Annotated in this window: 18 protein-coding genes; 6 read left to right on the plus strand and 12 right to left on the minus strand. The window is 61.0% G+C overall.

Annotated elements, in window-relative coordinates:
• Positions 1-22: 22 nt before the first annotated feature.
• The 3 genes from QA643_RS10240 to QA643_RS10250 all read right to left on the minus strand — a co-directional run bounded on the left by QA643_RS10240 (position 23) and on the right by QA643_RS10250 (position 3,379).
• Positions 23-757 carry an HAD-IA family hydrolase gene (locus tag QA643_RS10240; protein WP_283033054.1) on the minus strand — a complete coding sequence of 245 codons (735 nt, stop codon included), beginning with the start codon at positions 755-757 and terminating at the stop codon, positions 23-25.
• A 26-nt stretch (positions 758-783) separates the two neighbouring features.
• Entirely contained in the window at positions 784-2,175 is a 1,392-nt protein-coding gene (locus QA643_RS10245; RefSeq protein ID WP_283033055.1) for a hypothetical protein, read from the minus strand.
• Between the two features lie 100 nt (positions 2,176-2,275).
• A complete protein-coding gene (locus QA643_RS10250) occupies positions 2,276-3,379 on the minus strand; it encodes a GTP cyclohydrolase II (protein WP_283033056.1) in 1,104 nt (367 codons plus the stop codon).
• 279 nt (positions 3,380-3,658) lie between these two features.
• On the opposite strand from QA643_RS10250, the gene QA643_RS10255 reads away from it, so the two are divergent.
• Positions 3,659-4,333, plus strand: a complete 675-nt coding sequence (locus QA643_RS10255; protein WP_283033057.1) for a RibD family protein — start codon at positions 3,659-3,661, stop codon at positions 4,331-4,333.
• Here QA643_RS10255 and QA643_RS10260 read toward each other — a convergent pair.
• From QA643_RS10260 to QA643_RS10275, 4 genes are read right to left on the minus strand one after another with little or no spacing between them, the layout of a single operon-like run.
• A complete protein-coding gene (locus QA643_RS10260) occupies positions 4,294-5,103 on the minus strand; it encodes a class I SAM-dependent methyltransferase (RefSeq protein ID WP_283033058.1) in 810 nt (269 codons plus the stop codon). The two genes, QA643_RS10255 and QA643_RS10260, sit on opposite strands and share 40 nt — an antisense overlap.
• Positions 5,100-6,149 carry a glycosyltransferase family 4 protein gene (locus QA643_RS10265; RefSeq protein WP_283033059.1) on the minus strand — a complete coding sequence of 350 codons (1,050 nt, stop codon included), beginning with the start codon at positions 6,147-6,149 and terminating at the stop codon, positions 5,100-5,102. Before QA643_RS10265 ends, QA643_RS10260 begins: the two co-directional genes overlap by 4 nt.
• The gene (locus QA643_RS10270) at positions 6,146-6,547 is read right to left on the minus strand and encodes a 6-carboxytetrahydropterin synthase (protein ID WP_283033060.1); all 402 of its coding nucleotides are present in this window, start codon (positions 6,545-6,547) and stop codon (positions 6,146-6,148) included. Before QA643_RS10270 ends, QA643_RS10265 begins: the two co-directional genes overlap by 4 nt.
• A gap of 10 nt (positions 6,548-6,557) precedes the next feature.
• Positions 6,558-7,547, minus strand: coding sequence for a zinc-binding alcohol dehydrogenase (locus QA643_RS10275; protein ID WP_283034762.1), 990 nt, complete (start codon positions 7,545-7,547; stop codon positions 6,558-6,560).
• 146 nt (positions 7,548-7,693) lie between these two features.
• Here QA643_RS10275 and mdoH point away from each other — a divergent pair, with 146 nt between their 5' ends.
• From mdoH to QA643_RS10290, 3 genes are all read left to right on the plus strand, one after another.
• Positions 7,694-9,445, plus strand: coding sequence for a glucans biosynthesis glucosyltransferase MdoH (mdoH, locus tag QA643_RS10280; RefSeq protein ID WP_283033061.1), 1,752 nt, complete (start codon positions 7,694-7,696; stop codon positions 9,443-9,445).
• Between the two features lie 84 nt (positions 9,446-9,529).
• On the plus strand, positions 9,530-10,192 hold the full coding sequence (locus tag QA643_RS10285; protein ID WP_283033062.1) for an FkbM family methyltransferase: 663 nt from the start codon (positions 9,530-9,532) through the stop codon (positions 10,190-10,192).
• On the plus strand, positions 10,176-11,516 hold the full coding sequence (locus QA643_RS10290) for a hypothetical protein (RefSeq protein WP_283033063.1): 1,341 nt from the start codon (positions 10,176-10,178) through the stop codon (positions 11,514-11,516). Before QA643_RS10285 ends, QA643_RS10290 begins: the two co-directional genes overlap by 17 nt.
• 6 nt (positions 11,517-11,522) lie before the next feature.
• Here the strand turns inward: QA643_RS10290 and QA643_RS10295 are convergent, their stop codons facing one another.
• A complete protein-coding gene (locus tag QA643_RS10295) occupies positions 11,523-12,044 on the minus strand; it encodes a cytochrome c (protein ID WP_283033064.1) in 522 nt (173 codons plus the stop codon).
• Positions 12,045-12,136: 92 nt separating this feature from the next.
• Here QA643_RS10295 and QA643_RS10300 point away from each other — a divergent pair, with 92 nt between their 5' ends.
• Both QA643_RS10300 and QA643_RS10305 read left to right on the plus strand, forming a co-directional pair.
• The gene (locus QA643_RS10300; RefSeq protein ID WP_283033065.1) at positions 12,137-12,454 is read left to right on the plus strand and encodes a hypothetical protein; all 318 of its coding nucleotides are present in this window, start codon (positions 12,137-12,139) and stop codon (positions 12,452-12,454) included.
• 214 nt (positions 12,455-12,668) lie between these two features.
• Positions 12,669-13,058, plus strand: a complete 390-nt coding sequence (locus tag QA643_RS10305; protein WP_283034763.1) for a response regulator — start codon at positions 12,669-12,671, stop codon at positions 13,056-13,058.
• A gap of 87 nt (positions 13,059-13,145) precedes the next feature.
• On the opposite strand, the gene QA643_RS10310 is transcribed toward QA643_RS10305, so the two are convergent.
• The 4 genes from QA643_RS10310 to QA643_RS10325 form a co-directional block, all read right to left on the minus strand.
• The gene (locus tag QA643_RS10310; protein WP_283034764.1) at positions 13,146-14,057 is read right to left on the minus strand and encodes a carbohydrate ABC transporter permease; all 912 of its coding nucleotides are present in this window, start codon (positions 14,055-14,057) and stop codon (positions 13,146-13,148) included.
• 36 nt (positions 14,058-14,093) lie between these two features.
• Complete coding sequence (locus tag QA643_RS10315) at positions 14,094-15,221, minus strand: sugar ABC transporter permease (RefSeq protein WP_283033066.1); 1,128 nt, start codon at positions 15,219-15,221, stop codon at positions 14,094-14,096.
• 105 nt (positions 15,222-15,326) lie between these two features.
• Entirely contained in the window at positions 15,327-16,985 is a 1,659-nt protein-coding gene (locus tag QA643_RS10320) for an extracellular solute-binding protein (protein WP_283033067.1), read from the minus strand.
• Between the two features lie 206 nt (positions 16,986-17,191).
• The gene (locus QA643_RS10325) at positions 17,192-17,647 is read right to left on the minus strand and encodes an RbsD/FucU family protein (RefSeq protein WP_283034765.1); all 456 of its coding nucleotides are present in this window, start codon (positions 17,645-17,647) and stop codon (positions 17,192-17,194) included.
• Between the last annotated feature and the right edge of the window lie 84 nt (positions 17,648-17,731).

Raw genomic sequence — 17,731 nt, forward strand, 5'->3', positions numbered from 1 at the left:
GAAATGTCTGGGAAACACTGGACTACCCGCTAAGGGCAGCGCGAATAGCAAGCCTCAGCTCATCCACGGTCTTCGCCACATAAGGTGCTCCTGCTGCCGTCAGACGCTCGGCACCATGGTGCCCCCAAGCGACGCCGATTGACCTCAGCCGAGCCGCCTCAGCCATCTGCATATCGAAGGTGGTATCACCGACGAAAATTGCGTCCTTCGCCTCCACCCCGGCGGCAGTAAGCGCCTGAAGAAGCATCGCGGGATGCGGCTTCGAAGGCGCCGTGTCTGCCGCCTGAATGTTCTGAAAGTACTCAACCCATCGCAGCGTCTGCAGGGCAGGCGCAATGGTGTCGGATCGGTGCCCGGTCGCGATCCCCATCACGATATCGGTGGTTCGGCTCAACTCATGGAGGAGGGCGTCGATCCCATCGAACGGCCTTTCGGCAAACACCGGATCGGCCCTTAGTGTCGGCAAGAGGAGGTCATATGCCTTGATCATCTCGAGAATGGGGGCGGCCGGGCCGGCGAGCTCCGCCAGAATGACATCGAGGGATTTTCCAACCAGCGACAGGCTGTGAGCCGGCGAGGGAGCGGGCAGTCGAAATTCGGAAAACACGATCCGATGGCTCTCGAGGATCAATGGACGGCTGTCAACAAGCGTGCCGTCGAAATCGAAGATGACCAATTTCAAGGTTTTGCTTTCTACGTTCGCGCTGACTGAATCCAGCGCATTGTTTCTCAAATTCGACATTTCTGATGCAGTCATTCCAATCCGGCAATGATGGCTGCAGGCTATCGATTCTGGCATGAATAGGTGCGGACTAATTCCCGGGTGTAGAAGGGGACAACGAGCTGCCGCTCCATGTTGTGCGTCGCGGTGGCACAAGATAGCCAAAAGTAATTGCCGGCGGGATCGATGACTAATCTATTTGGTCGGAAGTTCGCGAGGATTGCCGACAGATATGGAATAGTCGAGAACCATTCCAGCGGGGCGAGATCTGGTGGTCCTCGCTTCGACGAGACAAAGCGCGGATCGCCAAGGGCCGGATCAGAGTCCTGGCTCATGGCGAGGGTTGCGATCGCTTCTCGGTAGCGAGACCAGGCCGTGACGAATTTTGCGGTCTCGACGACGTGTATCAATGTCACCGCGATCAGGATCGAGGCAAGTGCGCACGCCCTGCGCGGCGACGATAGGGCGTGCTGTATCTTGGCCAGCGGTTTCGCGACTAATCCTTCCCGCGTCATGACGGCGAAGGTAGCCATGACGCCGAGCAGAGGGATGGCTATGACCAAAGCCGTCCGCATGTAGTAGCGGCTATTGGCATGCACTGAATGATCGAAGCGAAGCCAGTAGACGCAGAAAACGGCGACCAATATCGGCAGCGCGAGTATGCACGCTCGCTTCGGAAACCATATGGAGATCAGTCCGAGCAGTGCGGCATAAACACTAATTGCTGCCAGCAACTCGACAATGATTTCCACTCTGAAGATTGCGGGGTCGAAGAAATGCAGCGCTGCCCGCCTGAAGGCGCCCGCGTAGTACTCGTCAGGTGGGAAAAGAATCTTCGATGCGGCGGCCAGCACGGCAATCACGAGCAGAATTGCGATCCCGCGGAGGAATGGCATGCTGCGCAAGCCGCGTAACGCCAGGGTACCAAGCACGGCGATCAGCAGCACGAAGGCTCCTTCGTGGGTGAAGGCGAGTAGAACCCACGTCGCGAATACTAGTGCCGCCCCAAGAATCGTCGATCTTGCGTAATGACTGAGTGCCAGCGCCGGCCAAAATAGCGCGTGGGCGAACCACATTTCGGTAGGAAAGCCGAAAATCAGCGGGCAGAGCAGGGCAGTCGAACCGCACGCGTAGAGGAAGATCAAGCGGCCGGAGGAGCGATCGGCAGCGTAGGTCGCTGCCAGGCCCGCCAGCGGGGCAACATAAAACAAGAAGCCATAAGCGACGATGCCCGCCCAGGGATTGCCTGTGATGGTAGCGAGAGCTTCGGCGGGCAAGAGTGTCAGCAGATATACGGTGGTGCGGCCGGAGATGTTATGCCAGTGGAACGCCCAAATATCCTGGACTGCGACGGCGTAGGAAAACATCGCGCCATCGCCGTAGAGCTCAAGCTGATACGCCAAAGCGATGACGATAAAGGCGACTGACCAGCACAGGCCCGCTACGATAACCATCAGTCGAAGCGAGTCGCCTGGTCGACACAGCGTTATGCCCGGCGTCTCAGCGACCGTCCGTATCGGTGACGATGCAGCACCCGATCGGAAGAGCATTGTGTCAGGACGTTTCCTTGAGTGTGACAAGCTTATGTCCGGAACGTTGCGCCTTAGTCGTCAGGTAACGCTTGTTATGAGGTGTGACGGGAGCCTCGAGGGGGACGCGCGCCGTGATCTCGATACCGGCCCGCGTCAGCCCATCCAGCTTGGTCGGATTGTTGGTGAGCAGCACGATCCGTGTGTAGTTGAGGTTTCGCAGCATGCCGGCGGCAATGCCATAATCCCGCTCATCATCCTCAAAGCCAAGCACGGTGTTGGCATCTCGCGTATCCAGACCGCCATCCTGCAAACGGTAGGCGCGCATCTTGTTCGCCAGGCCGATTCCCCGGCCCTCCTGCGCAAGATACAGGATGATCCCGCCACCGAGGCTTTCCAGGTGAGCAAGCGCCAGTTGAAGCTGGTCGCCGCAATCGCAGCGTCGGGAGCCGAAGACGTCTCCGGTTAGACAGGCCGAGTGAAGCCGAACCGGCACGGGCTTGGATTCGGCAGGCTTGCCAACGACGATCGCGACCTGCTCGACGCCGAGCGCGTCCCGAAATACCACGAAGCGTGCTGATGTCCCCGATGCGAGCGGGATTGTCGCCTCGCTGGCCAGCGCCAGCCCGTTCGTTGCATCCGCGACAAATCGGTGGACCGCGTCAGCATCGACGACAGAAATTGACCGGATCACGTCGTTGTCAATTACCGTCGCGTGCGCTGCAAGGATGGCCGGCAAGCCGCGAACCAGCTTGACGAGCCGGATGGCCGCCGTCGCTGCATAGTCCGCAGCCCTGGCTTCCACGATGAAATGGCTCTTGTTGCCCGCAGCGAGCTCAAGAACGCTGCTTGCTTCGATAGTACGGGAAAGCGGCAATGCCATCGGCGTGGAAGTCTCGATACCGATTGCGCGCGCCCGCTGTTGGGTGACGATTAGCATCGGTGCTTCAGAACTGCACAACATCGAAAAGTCGCGCAGCCTCTGGTCGTCGAGTCCCTCCACTGGAAGCGCAATCAGGTCTTCGCCGGGCGCGCGGACACGAATCGGCCTCCGCGCCTGCAGTTCACTCAAGGCGCGGCTGGCAGCGAGATGCTCTCTGCTGCCAAAGATGACTGAGACGGCGCTCATATGCTGGACCTTCTTTTTCTAGCCGCGTTCGTGGAACACCAAAAGTCCCGGATCATTCCGCTAGAAATCAGATGGATTTTTGGGATCGAGTGGCCGATAGTAAGCATTGATATCAGGTGAACCCCTCAATTTTTGATTGGCTCCGTGCAACTAGGTAATTTGCCCACCAGCAGACTTGCTCCTCCGGACGCATGGGCTAGCTTTGTTGACCTCTTTCGTAGGGGACAGCAACCGTTGCCGCAAGGCTGGGCGGATTTATTCGGGCCGTTGCGGAACGGGATGGTCGACGACCTCGTTATGGTCGGGCAACTCGGCCAATCCCTGGATGGCCGGGTAGCGACAGCGACTGGCCATTCGAAGTATATCAACTGTCCCGCCGGCATTGAGCATCTGCACCGGCTACGTTCGCTGGTCGACATTGTCGTGGTCGGCGTAGGCACCGCGATCGCCGACAATCCTCAATTGACGGTGCGACATGTTCCCGGGCCTCAACCGGCGCGGGCTGTCATTGACCCGAAGGGACGCCTCCGCTCGGACGCGAAACTGTTCGCCGAGGATGGCGCTCGCCGCCTGCTGATCACTACCGAAGGGGCGCCAGTGGCGGTGCCTGCCGGAGTAGAAATCATCACCCTGCCGTCGCAGGAAGGAAACATTGCACCGTGCGATATCGCTTCGGCGCTGAGACGTGCGGGCATGCGCCGGGTACTGATAGAGGGTGGAGCGGATACCCTGTCGCGCTTTATCGCGGCCCGATGTCTCGACCGGCTCCATGTTACGGTCGCCCCCGTCATGCTGGGCGCTGGAGGACCGGGCATCGACCTGCCGCCGCTCGAGCGTGCTGACCAGGCTCACCGGATGCCGACCCGCGTGCACCAGATCGAGGACGATGTGTTGTTCGATTGCGATCTTTCGGCTCAGCGCATCGTGCTCGGCGTGGCGAAGAAATCGACGTGACCCACGCGCATCGTTGAAGCCCGGCGCGCGACAGCCGTTCTTCGTCTGTCCAGCCAATTATCGATGTCCTGGCCCGATAGCGATCCCACTTCCCGTGCGGCGGCGCCCCAGCCATTGAGCAAATCGATTTGAATCTCCTGATCGGCCGTCCCGATTACCCAATCGGAATTGCCCCGTAGCACCGAATATGCGAGCGCCTCGAACCGGGAAATAGCAGCAATACCGCCGGAAGGGCCCAGTGCCGGCCCGAAGCCCTTATCGGTATGTTGATGGGCATTCACGGCGGCGGTCACGGCCGCATCGGCCGGGTCTGATGGTGAAAGCTCGATCCGCCCATCATAGCTGAGCGCAGCATAGACCGGTAAGGCGCGCGAAGCCGCATGGCGCGCAAAGCGTTCGAGCCAGGCTTCGGAGACGAGGTCGAGCAGCGCCGAAATCGTGATGAGATCGCTCGGCTGCCTTAGCGCGGCTTCGAAGTTTTCGTTGATGTCGAGTTGAATGGCATGCAGGCTGATGTTGTCCGAAACATTGCCGCGGCATGCAACGTCCAGCAGGCGAGGGTCGTTGTCGACGAGATCCCAATGTTGCCGTGCCGGCAGATGGGGGGTGAGTGTGCGCAAAGTGGAGCCCGCGCCGCAGGCGAGATCGACGAGACGTATAGCGCTTTTCGATTGGAGCAATGAGGCTACGGCAGCGAGCACCTGTGGATTGCGCGCACGCCTGTCGTAGCTTTCCCGCAAGTTCAGCCATTCAACGGAGAAACTGCTCATGCGAGCTTGTCCAGCGTAGCGGCAAAGATCGCTGCGGATTCCCGCCAGGTCGGCAGCGTTCGCGCAGCCGCCAGTGCCGCTTCGGAAAGGCTGCGCCGTTGCTCTGCATCGGCGATGATGCCACGCAGGGCCGCTGCGAGCGCAGCGGGATCATTGGGGGACACCAGCAATCCCGTGCCTTGTGGAATCGTATCCGGTATGGCTCCGGCCATCGTCCCGATTACGGGAAGGCCGTGGCAAAGCGCTTCAGCGTAGGCCATGCCGTACCCCTCGAAGCGCGAGGCGAGCACGAACAGGTCGGCCTTGGCATAGAGCACGGCGAGTTGTGCTGACGGGATGGCGCCCATCGTTTCGATGCGGCCAGCAAGCCTGTGTTGCGAAATGAGATACCGGATTTTGGCCGCTTCGCTCCGATCCCGCGTGAGGTCGCCGACGATGGTTAGCCGCCAAGGCATGTCAGCGAGCACCGCGAGGGCGGACACCAGGATGTCAAACCCCTTGCGCGGCACGACCGACCCGACCGACAGAAGATGCGGGATGTCGTTTGGCTCTCGCGCGGAGAGTGACACGGGATCGTTTCCGGGCCTTGCGACCGTGATGCGCGCGGCCGGCACGCAATAATCCGAGGCTACGAGTTTCGCCGTTGCCGGGCTCGTCACGACGACTTCACGGGCCTCGGCGAGTGCTGCCTGTTCGCTGCGGCGAAGGGAAGCAGCGCGCTCGGCGGCCAAGCCGGATTCGAGCGCCAATGGATGATGTACCAGGGCGACCAGCGGATGCCGGCTCGCCAACTCGGCCGCCACATCAGGCAGGACGCCGAGGGCGAGTCCGTCCAGCACGATCGGCCGGCCCTCCGGTAGCGCACCCAACAGCGATCGTGCAGCCGCACGGGTTGCTGCGTCCGGTGCAGGAAATCCGTCACCGATATTGAGATAGTCGACTTCCCAGCCCAGATGACGGAGTTCGGCCATGATCCGCTTGTCATAGGCGTAGCCGCCCGTCGGCGTGTCGAGACTGCCCGGCACGGCGAAGACGACGCGCTTCACCACAAGGGGGCCTCATAGGACGCGCGCGCGATGTGCGACTCGGACAGCGTAATGCGCAATGCCTTGAGCTCTACCCCGGGGCGACCGAGTTCTCCGGCACGGGCAGCATTGGCGAGGCCATCGTAGATATGCTTTGACAGGAACTCGGTCGTGGTGTTCTTGCCGTTGAATTCGGGGATCTCGTCGAGATTGCGATAGTTCAGCGGGCCAAGCATCGCCTTGAGTGCGTCATGGGCGAGACCAATGTCGATGACGATTCCATTGGCATCGAGCGCATCCGCGATGAAGGCAGCGTCGACCACGAATGTCGCTCCATGCAATGCCTGCGCGGGCCCGAAAACCGGGCCGCGAAAGGAATGCGCGATCATGATGTGGTCTCGAACTTCGATGGTGAACAAGGCTGGCTCCTTACGGATAGGCGACAGGTTGACAGAGCGCAGTGCTTCCTTCCGCAAGAATCCTCGGCAGAAGTTTCGGCAAATCGCCGAAGGCGATCGGCGGCGCAATCAGTGCGTCAAGCCGGGGATCAGCGAGCAGGCTCAACGCGGCGGAAAGACGACGATTGTAGCTCCAGCGCGGACGGTGCGACGGGGCAACGCTTCCGACCTGGCTTGATATCAGCCGAAGGCGGCGGCTGTGAAACGGGCCGCCGAGAGGCGCGGTCACAGGCCGATTACCATACCAGCTCATCTCAAGCACGGTCGCCTCATCCCCGGCCAGCTCTAGCGCGGTGCCCAGCCCGTCCGGCGAGCCGCTGGCGTGCACCACCAGATCGCAGTCGCGCGCTGCCTTTGCCGGCTCTGCGAAACCAACGCCAAGTGCAGCGGCTAATTCCGCGCGGGCCGGATTAATGTCTACGAGGGTAACCTCGGCGCCGGGCATTCGCCCGCAAAGATGAGCAAAAAGGGAACCGACGACGCCCGCCCCTATGACAGCGATGCGGTCGGCCGGCCCTGGAGCAGCGTCCCAGACACCATTGAGCGCGGTTTCCATGTTGGCCGCCAGCACGGCACGTTGCGGCGGTATCTCATCCGGCAGGACGACGACTGACGCCACGGGAATGTTGAACGTCGTCTGATGTGGATGGAGCGCGAAGACGTTCTTGCCGCCCAGCGTACCACCTCGTTCATGCACCCGTCCGACGGCCGCGTAGCCGTACTTCACGGGAAAAGGAAAGTCGCCGGCCATGAACGGCGCGCGCATCCTGCCGAATTCGCTCTCTGGGACTCTTCCAGCGAAGACAAGCGATTCTGTTCCGCGGCTGATAGCGCTAAAGATCGTTCTCACGCGCACTTCGGCGTCTTCAGGCTGAGTCAAAATCTCCTGCCGAATTTCGGCCTTACCTTGCCCGCAATACCAGAGGGAAAAGGCGGTATCGGAGCTCGAACTGGCAGCCATTTTCTTCAATCTCGGGCTGGAATTACCGAAAGTCTGTCGTGTTATACAGTAATCTGCACCAGCCGATGTCCAATGAGAAGCCGTAACCTGTCCCGCCAGCCGCACCTGCTCCGAAAATGAACGAAACTGAAGCCGCCGGAAAGGTCATGTTCGCGAGGCGAGCGACATTTGCCGTCCTGTTTTTTCTGGCAATGACGGGATCGTTGGTTCTTGCCGCAATGGCGCTGGCGCCCGGAGGACTCGGGTTCGTCGATATCGTCGCGCTTATCCTGTTCGCATTCACTCTGCCCTGGATGGTCGCCGGCTTCTGCAATGCCCTGATCGGGTTTGTCATCATGCGCTACGCCGCCGATCCGGTCGCCGCGGTGCTGCCGGCGGTCGGAAAGGTCCGCGACGATGACCGCGTGACGGCGTCGACGGCGATACTGCTTTGCGTGCGCAACGAACTGCCGGTGCGTACCATCCGCAACCTTGAGCCGATGCTCGACGGTCTCTGCGCCTCCGGATATGCAGAGCGCTTCCATCTCTATCTCCTCAGCGACACCAGCGACGCCGCACTTGCCACAGCTGAGGAGGCGCTGTTCTCCGAATTGATCACAACCTGGCGCGACCGGATCGCCATCAGCTACCGGCGGCGTACCGTCAACCACGGTTTCAAGGCGGGCAATATCCGGGAATTTTGCGAGCGCTGGGGAAGCCGTCACGAGTTCGCAGTTACGCTCGATGCCGACAGCTTCATGCCGGCGGACGCGATCATCCGGCTCGTCCGTATCATGCAGGTCGATCCAAAGCTCGGCATCCTCCAGGGGCTGATCGTGGGCCTGCCGTCGACGAGCATGTTTGCCCGTATCTTCCAGTTCGGTATGCGTTTAGGCATGCGCTCTTACACCATCGGCAGCGCATGGTGGCAGGGGGATTGCGGTCCCTATTGGGGGCACAATGCGATCCTGCGCCTCAAGCCGTTCATTGCGCACTGCCAGCTTCCCTTGCTGACCGGTGACGGCGGAGAAGCACGGCATATCCTCAGTCACGACCAGATCGAGGCGGCGCTGATGCGATCGGCCGGCTATCATGTGCGCGTGGTGCCGCGGGAGGACCTAGGTTGGGAGGACAATCCGCCGACGCTCCTGGAATTCATGCGTCGCGACCTGCGCTGGTGCCAGGGCAACATGCAGTACTTGCGGCTCGTCACGCTGCCGAATCTAACGCCGGTCAGCCGCTATCAGCTTGTTCTCGCCATCCTGATGTTCGTCGGCTCGCCAGCATGGGTCGGTCTGCTGGGCCTTGCGACCGCTGCGCTGATCCACTGCGATGATCCCGCCAACATCATGCGACCGGATCTGGGAAGCGCACTGATCGCGTGGGTGCTTTTGATGTGGTTCTCGCCGAAGATCGCGGGCGCGCTGGACGTTTTGCTGGTGCCGAAGGAGCGCCGCGCATTTGGCGGGGCAGGTCGCTTCACCGTCAACTTCGCGATTGAAACAATCTATTCGATCGTCCTTTGCCCGATCCTTTGGATCAGCCATACGATTTTCCTGTCGGGCCGGCTCTTCAACCGCGACGTCCACTGGATGGGCCAGGTGCGCGACGACCACGTGGTGCCGTTCGGCCTGGCGATGCGCGATCTGTGGCCGCAGACGCTTGTCGGATGTCTATCGCTCGGCCTGGTGTTGTTCTACCAGCCATGGGCAATCCCCTACATTCTGCTGCTGGCCGGCGGGCCGGCGTTCGCCGCGCCGTTCGCGACGGTAACCGCCTGGCCTGTTCTCGGCACTCTCGCCGCGCGGATCGGGGTTGGTCGCCTGCCCGAAGAGACGACTACTCCGGAGCACCTGCTCGAGCTTGCCTTGCCTGCGATCACTCCGGAAAGCCGGCCGCCCTTGACAAGCTCGGTCTAGCCGATGCTTCGGTCCATCCGGGTAGCACGCGCAACGCTCAGGTCGCTTCGCATCTATTATGGAGACCGCCAGCGTTCCGCCGCGATGGACCGCCTTCATGGCAATTTCGTCTCATCCGGAGATCTGGTGTTCGATGTCGGCGCGCATGTCGGCAACCGCGTGGCCTCGTTTCGCCGTCTTGGTGCCCGCGTCATTGCGATCGAACCGCAACGGGCGATGGTGCGAACGCTGCGGCTGCTCTATGGCCGCGACCGCTCGGTGACGATCGAAGCGGTCGCGGTTGGAGGGACGCCGGGCAGGGCGCGGATGCTGATCAATCCCGACAATCCCACGGTGTCGTCGGTCTCGTCGGCGTTCGTGACGGCCGCTGAGGGCGCGCCCGGTTGGGAGGGCCAGCGCTGGAGCGAGTTCGCCGAGGTCGAGGTCACCACGCTGGATGCGCTGATTGCAAGGCACGGCGTTCCCGCCTTCATCAAGATCGACGTGGAGGGCTTTGAGGCCGAAGCGCTATCCGGCCTGTCTCGGGCGGTGCGCGCGCTGTCGTTCGAGTTCACCACCATTCAGCCAGACGTGGCGCTGGCCTGCATCGAGCAATGCGCGGCGATGGGTTACGCGCGCTTCAACGCCGCGCTCGGGGAAAGCCAGGCGATGGTCGGCGAATGGGTGAGCGCGAAGGAGATCGCGCGCTGGCTCAGCGCGTTGCCGCAAGCCGCAAACTCGGGTGACATCTATGCCATGGCCGCCTGAGGCGACGCCGTCGCCGCCGCGTCTTTTGACGGCGTCCGTTGCCATCCTGCTCGGGATCGGTTTCGCGCTGACATTGGCGGTTTTCTATCCCGGCGTGATGACTTTCGATTCCAAATACCTTCATGAATACGCCATGAAGGGCACGATGGGCGATTGGCAGTCCCCGGTCATGGTGTGGCTGTGGGCCCTGATCGATCCGCTTGCACCCGGCGCCGGTAGCATGTTCGTGCTGATCGCCGTCACCTACTGGCTAGGGTTTGGGCTTCTTTCACTCACGCTCGTGTCCCGCGGCAGGAGAGTTGCGCTGCTGCTGCCATTGTTAGGCATGACGCCGCCGTCGCTGGCGCTGGCCGGCGTTATCTGGCGTGACGTCCTGTTTGCGACCTCCTGGCTGCTCGCGGCATCGATTGCGTTCGCGGCCGCCGAGCGGCAATCATGGATCAGATTGTTGGGCCAGGCATTGGGGCTGGCACTGGTCGCCTTCGGCGTATTGCTCCGGCCGAACGCCCTGTTGGCGGCACCGCTTCTCGCTGCCTACACGATCTGGCTGTCGCGGACATCATTCCGGAGGGCCGCGATCCTCTACATCCCCGCGGCGCTCGTCTTCTTCGGTGCCGTGCAGCTCGTCTACTACGGTGTCCTGGACGCAAAACGGGAGCACCCCCTTCAGACGGTCATGATCTTCGATCTCGGCGGCATCAGCCACTTCGCCAAGGCGAACCAGTTTCCGGTCGAGTGGAGTGCGCCGGAGAACGCGATGCTTCTCGATAGATGCTACCAGCCGACGATGTGGGATATCTACTGGCGGCTCGAGCCCTGTGATTTCGTGATGCGAAAGATCGAGCGCGAAACAGGCCTGTTCGGCACCCCCGCCATCTCGAGGGCGTGGTTGGCGGCGGTCCTGCGCCATCCCGTCGCCTATCTGCAGCACCGCTCAGCCTTCATGTGGAATTTTCTCGCGGGCGACAACCTGGTGATGTGGACCGCGGACATCGAGCGTCCGATGCAGGACGTGTTCCCGCATCGCGCCGCCTTCAACGCGCTCCGTACGGCGCTCGACGCGCTCACGCCGACGCCATTGCTTCGTGCTGGCTTCTGGCTGCTGGCTTGCATCGCCTTGTGCGGTATCGGCTGGAACAGGCCGCCCCGCGAGGCCACGTTTGTCTTGAGCGTCTGCGGATCCGCCGCCGTCTACGTCCTCACCCTCTACGGCGTCGGCGTGGCGTCCGATTTCCGCTACGGCTACTGGGCCGTGTTGGCGGCGATGTCAGGGGGCGTCGTGCTGCAGGCCAGGCAGGGCGGCAGACCCCTACAGAAAGGCTAGAACGGCTTACTGCTTTGGCTCCGCCGAGGCGGTCCAGCTCTTGTAGTCAGCTTCGGAAACCATGGGCAGCTTCTTGACGAAAGCCGCGATCGACCAGATCTCGTCGTCCTTGGCGCCAGCCAGTTCGAAGCTCGGCATGCCGGTCATGTTGATGCCGTTCTTGATGATCCAGAACACCTGGGAAGGGGAGAGGTCGCCGGCGACCTTCTTCAGGTCGGGCGGATCGGGATGCAGCCCTTCCGAATATTTGAGCCACATCACCCCAGGCGCACCGTGGCAGTTGGCGCAGCCGTTGCTGGCATAGGCCTTGGCGCCGGCCTGGACCATGTTGTTGTCGCCGAACGAGGCAGGCGGATTGTCGGTGGCGTGGCGATTGATGGATGCGACCCGGACTTTGGTCAGGGCCCAGGTCACGACCGCGGGATCTTCCGCGGTCCCGGCGACGCTGTAGTAGCCGCCAAAGAAAAACACAGCAATGCCAATGCCGAATACGATCGCCAGTGCACCGATCGTCGCAAGAAGTCGCATGCGAGCCTCCGTCAGGGCCTGTCACCTGGTCAGAAATTATGACCCAGTGTGGAATAGCGGGCCGTCTGTATGGTTGCATAAGATTGGACATCATGGACGAAATGACGCGCTACCTTGATCAAAATTCAACGACTGAGCCGAGAACCAATCCGGCCGGTGCGGGCGGTGATCATGTTCCGCGATGTATCAACCCTTGGCGGCAGCATCGCGAAGACGCCGTACAACCGGATTGCCGCGCTTGCCCCGGATTCCTGCTGCATGCGGCAGCGCTGATTCTTCTGGTTGTGACCGAGCGAAGCTTGATCGGGGCGGGCATCTTCCTGCTGGTCTGGATCATGCTGAGCTGCCTCGGCCTGGCGCTCGTGCGGCGTCCGACCATAGTCGCGCTGATCTCGCTCGACGGCTGTTGACGGTTCACGGCCCTGCCGAGCAGTCCGGCCGCAGGCTCGTCTTGAAGAGTCGCCTTGGAGTGGGCACGACGGCCGAGATCTGGCTGCCGATAGCCGAGGAGGCGGCGCTGCCAGCACCCCGTGCGGAGGCTCTGGCACCCATACCTCGGGCCAGCCGCCAGCTTTTTGTGCTGTGGTCGACGACGACCTCCTGGTGCTCGAGAATACAGCGGCGATGCTGGAGGATCTTGGGCATGCAGTGGTCGAGGCACGCTCGGGCGAAGAGGCATTGGCTCTCCTGCGCCGCACGAGGACCGTCGACCTCGTTGTCACCGACTATGTCATGCCAGGGATGACCGGCCTGCAGCTTGCTGACGCGGTAGCTGCGGAGCGTCCCGGGACGATGATCCTCCTGAGTACTGGGTGTGCGGAGCTTCCGATCGAAGCCCGTTCTAACCTGCCACGCTTGTCAAAGCCGTTCGATCAAGCTGCTCGGGCGAGAGCTATCGAGGGAGCGATTCGCGAGGGAGATCACACACGGGTTCTGTCGTTGCGTTTCGGCCGAAGAGCGCGTGAGATTTCATTGTGCCGGGGCTACTGTCGGTTGCGCAGCCAAACGAGGTAGCCACATGATCATAGCTACTTGTCCCGCGCACCTTTGTCGATTGCTCGATGTAGTCCGCGATTAGCCCACGGCCATCTGACCGTCCGGCTATTTTCCAGCACCTGTCGTCAGACCACTGACGATGTAGCGTTCAAGAAAGATTCCGACAATGACGAGCGGGGCGATTGCCGCCGTCGACAGCGCCGCCATCGACCACCAGTTAATGCCTTGCGACCCAGTTTGGCTCGCCACCATGACGGGTAGGGTTTTGGCATCCGTACTCGTCAGCAGCGCCGCGAAGAAGTACTCGTTCCAGCACAACACAAGCGAGAGGATGAACGCGGCCGCCATCCCGGGGACGGCGAGCGGCAATATGATGCGAAAGAAGGCGCCCCAGGTTGAAAGCCCGTCCACGAAGGCGGCCTCATCGAGTTCGATCGGAATCGAATTGAACTGGTCGCGCATGATCCAGATCACGATCGGCAGCACCGTCAAGGTATAGAGCAGGATCAGGCCAAATCTGGTGTCGAGCAGAGACAACGCCTTATAAAGCACCAGGAACGGCAGCGCGAGGACGACCGGCGGCAGGATCAGCTGCGACATGAAGAAGAACAGGATGTCGTCGTTGCGCATCCACGCAAACTTATAGCGGAAGCGGCTCAAGCCATAAGCCGCGAGCGATCCGAGAATGAGGGCCAGGACTGACGCGCCGACCGACGTTATGATGCTGTTGGCGAATCGGCTGACGAACTCGCTGCGGGCGGTGGAGATTCCGAAAATCGTGTCAGGCGACAGGCCGAGCGAGCGCCAGCCTTTCCAGTCCGGCTGAAAGTCCAGCCAGGGAACCAAGTGGCCTTGCGTCACGTCGATCGCCGATTTGAATGAAGTCGTGACGGTCCAATAGATCGGAAACAGGCAGACGAACGACCAAAGCATCAATGCGCCATAGATCAAGACGCGCGATAATTTGGCCCGCGCCGTAGCGCCGTGCTTGCGGCCGCGCTTCGATCCCGATGTCAAGATGGCCAATCCGGCAACTCCTTGGGAATATCCGTTCTACGCGGCCTTCTGCGTCCAGCGTCGGGAAAGGCGCAGCAGCAGCGTGAGGAACAGGATGATCATGAGAAGATAGAACATCGCGAGCCCCGTGCCATATCCGACGTTCGACCTGTCGCGGTACACGCGATATATGAAGCTTGACACCGTATCGGTGGCGCCGCCAGGACCTCCCGCCGTGACGTTGATCACGATGTCTGCGAGCTTCAATTTGAAGATGATCCGGATGATCAGGACGGTGATGCTCACCGGGAGCATGATCGGAAACGTGACATGCCAGAACGACTGCCAACTATTGGCGCCGTCGACCTTGGCGGCCTCCAGCACCTCCTTTGGCATCGCCTGCAGGCCTGCGAGCAGGATGATCATGATGAAGGGAATGGATACCCAGGCATCCATCACCTCGATGCTCAGCCACGCCGACCAAGGCGAAGCAAAGAACGCCGGATTGTCCCATCCCAGATAGCGCGCCAGCGTAGCCGCCGGACCGAACCGATACTCCATGAGCGACTTTCCGATCATCCAGCTCACGGCCACCGGACTGAGCATCATCGGCAGCAGGAATACCACACGGAAAAACTTTCGAGCACGGATCTGGGCGCTCAGCAGGAGGGCAAGTCCAAAGGCAATCGCATATTCGGCCAGGACCGCGATCGCGTAGAAGATCATGTTGCCGAGCGCGTTCCAATAGTAGGTGTCGTGAAACAGTCCCACGAGATTGTTGAGGCCGCTAAAGCGCGGGCCTTCAAGTGAACTGAGATTCCAATCAAGGGTGGCGATGTAGATTCCGAACAGCGTCGGAAAGATCACGACCGCGACGGTGAAGAAGACCGCAGGCAGCAGAAACAGCGCCCGCGCGCCGCGTTCACCTCGGATGATCACGAGGCCGGTTCCGATCGCAACGGCCCAAAGCAGGTAAGCAACAAGGACGGGGCGCCAATCTGCAAAGCCTATGGTCGTCACACCGATCGCGTGCAGAAGCTGGACCATGAGTAAGAGCAGCAATCCCAGCGAGGCCAGCACGACGATCACGCGCCCAACGTACCTTCGACCGGCAAGGATGTGCCGAGACGCCGGCTTGTGCCGATCGTCCACCTTGGATTCAGCTAACGGTGATGAAATCTGCATCAGAGTAGCAACGCATCAATTTCAACGTTGAACCGGTAAGGAAGGCGTCTCGGCTGGCGCTCAACGCGGCGCCAGCCGAAGTGTGAGGCGGAAGCCGGATGGAAGCTACACGCCGAGGGACGCCTTATAGAGTGCAATCTGCTTCTCGCGGCCGATCTGGTCGGTCAGCTTTTCCCAGGCGGCAGCGATGTTGTTTGCGCCGGTCTGCGCGTCGACTCTGCCGGCGAAGATCTTGGTCAGTTCGTCTTCCGCGATACTGTAATACTGGAAGATACCCGGGATGCGCGGTTCGACCGCGCGATTGGGGTGGTTGTAGGAAGAAAGCTGCGAGTTCAGATAGGACGTGATGTACTTCCGGTCATAGCCCGCCGCTACCCACTCATCGAAGTTGAAGTGGCTGGTCCGGTGCGCCTGGAAGCCTGATGGATACATGACCATCCACAGCGAAAGGTCCTTGCCGCCGAGATGCGCTGCGGCACTCCAGGCCGCTTTATGCTTGCGCTCGTCGCCCGCGACCCTTGCCATGACGTAGATGCCCCAACCGAGATAGGCGCAGTTCGGCGCATGATTCGGACCGCTTGCGAGCTTGTCCCACTTGCCTGTCTTGGAATTGTAGACGTCTTCCGACCCCGGCAGGATGTCGAAGCCAACGACATCGCCGACCACCGAGGTGTCGCTCGCCTTCGCCACCTGGCCAATATCTCCCCACCAGGGAATCATCGAGCCGATGCCGGCCAGGAATTGCTGGAAGCCGGTGGTGTTGGGGTCCGCGTTGAGCTGATCAGCGGGTTCGGACGGCAGCGCATCGATGACGTCCTGGATGGCGCGAACCCAGGCCGGATTGTTGATGCGCGGCTTCATCGTATCGACATCGAACAGCCAGGCCTTGTCGTCCGGATGCTTGGCGTAAGCTGAGGCGCGGCTGGCAAGGAAATAGAAACCGAATCCACCCCAGGGCTTGGGCGCATCGAGGTAGCCGAACGCGTTCTGGCCCTTGATCTTCTTGCCCTTGAGGAATTTTGTGACCGCCTGGACCTGCTGCCAGGTCTTGGGCACGCCCCATTCGCCTTGATTGCCGGCGTCCTTCCAGGCCTTGGCGAGAGCGGGGTCGGAGAAATAGTCGGTTCTGTAGTTGAAGTTGTGGCAATCCCCGTCGATCGTGACGCGATAGGTCTTGCCGTTCCAGGTTCCGACCGGCGGCTTCAGATAGTCGACATAATCATCGATATCGATCTGCTTCTTGACCCAGTCCGGCATCTCCGACGCCAGCCCCTTGCCGCACACGTCTCCCTCGAACGGAGCGCCCATTTCGAGGATGTCGAAATCGACTGTGCCGGTCGCGATCGCTTGCTGCAGCCGCGGATTGTAGTCCGCCTGAGCAAGGTCGATCCATGAAATCTTCGCGCCTGTATAGGCCTCCCATGGCTTCAGGAAGCCACGGAACAGCAGGTTGTGCAGATTCTGGTTGTTCAGTCCCATGAAGGAGAGCTCGACGCCCTTGAATTCCCCTTCCTTGACGCTGGCCTTGGTCGGGCCAAGACAGAGTTCGCCCACCTTCTGCCAATCGGCATCGGTTGGCGCGCCTTTTCCAACGCCTGGAATCTGTGAGATCTGCGACCGCAGATTGCTCTGCGCCAAGGCATGTTCGGAGAACGAGCCGAGCGCGCCTGTCGTCCCCAAAGCAGCGGCGCTGACTGCTCCCTTAAGGACGGTACGCCGATTCGGCTTCATTACGGAATGCTGATCGTGTCCTTGCAGTTTCATTGCGTAACCTCCCTATTTTCTTATGGCGATGGCTTACGGCTGGTTCTGCAGCTCCCTGTGCACCGGTCGGCGATGCGACCTGCAGAAATCATCTTCGCGGCAGCGGCTGGCCGTGAAACGGACCGGCGTTGTTACGGAACTGATGTTTGACGGTGCAAAGGTTTCGTTTCTTCACGGCTTTTTCGCGGCTTTGTTGATTTGGTAGGCTAGGTTGCGTCGGGAGCGATGACCCCCTTCTTGAAGACGAAGCAGCCGTAGAAGCGGCGCTCGCCGGTCTGAATTACGCAATAGGCATTCTTCGCGCGCTCATAGAAGGCAAATCGCTCGACCGATCCCATTGGCAAGGAACGCCCCTCGGCGGCATCGATCTCCTTCTGCACCTCGCACTGCACGGGCGGGATCTCATCGGGCTGACCGACGATTTCCATCCGCAATGCGGGCTTTTCGACAAAGGAATCGAGCGGCAGGACTGAAAGAATGGCGCGTGTGGCGCGGCTCGCGCTGACGTTATCAATGCGGAGCAGCCGGCCCAGCACAGTCTGACGAGCAACCGCGTCGGCAGGAAAATTGGTGTCGCAGACGACGAGATCGTCGCCATGGCCCATGGCGCGCAACGCGTAGAGGATGTCTGCGTTCAGGATTGGATCGATGGATTTCAGCATGCTGCGCCTCCGATGAATTCCGACCGGCTCTTTTGGGTGGCTGGCTCTCTCACTCAACCATGCAGCCACATCCGCTTGTCGATA

The organism is Bradyrhizobium sp. CB3481 (assembly GCF_029714305.1).
In the GTDB taxonomy this organism is placed as follows: domain Bacteria; phylum Pseudomonadota; class Alphaproteobacteria; order Rhizobiales; family Xanthobacteraceae; genus Bradyrhizobium.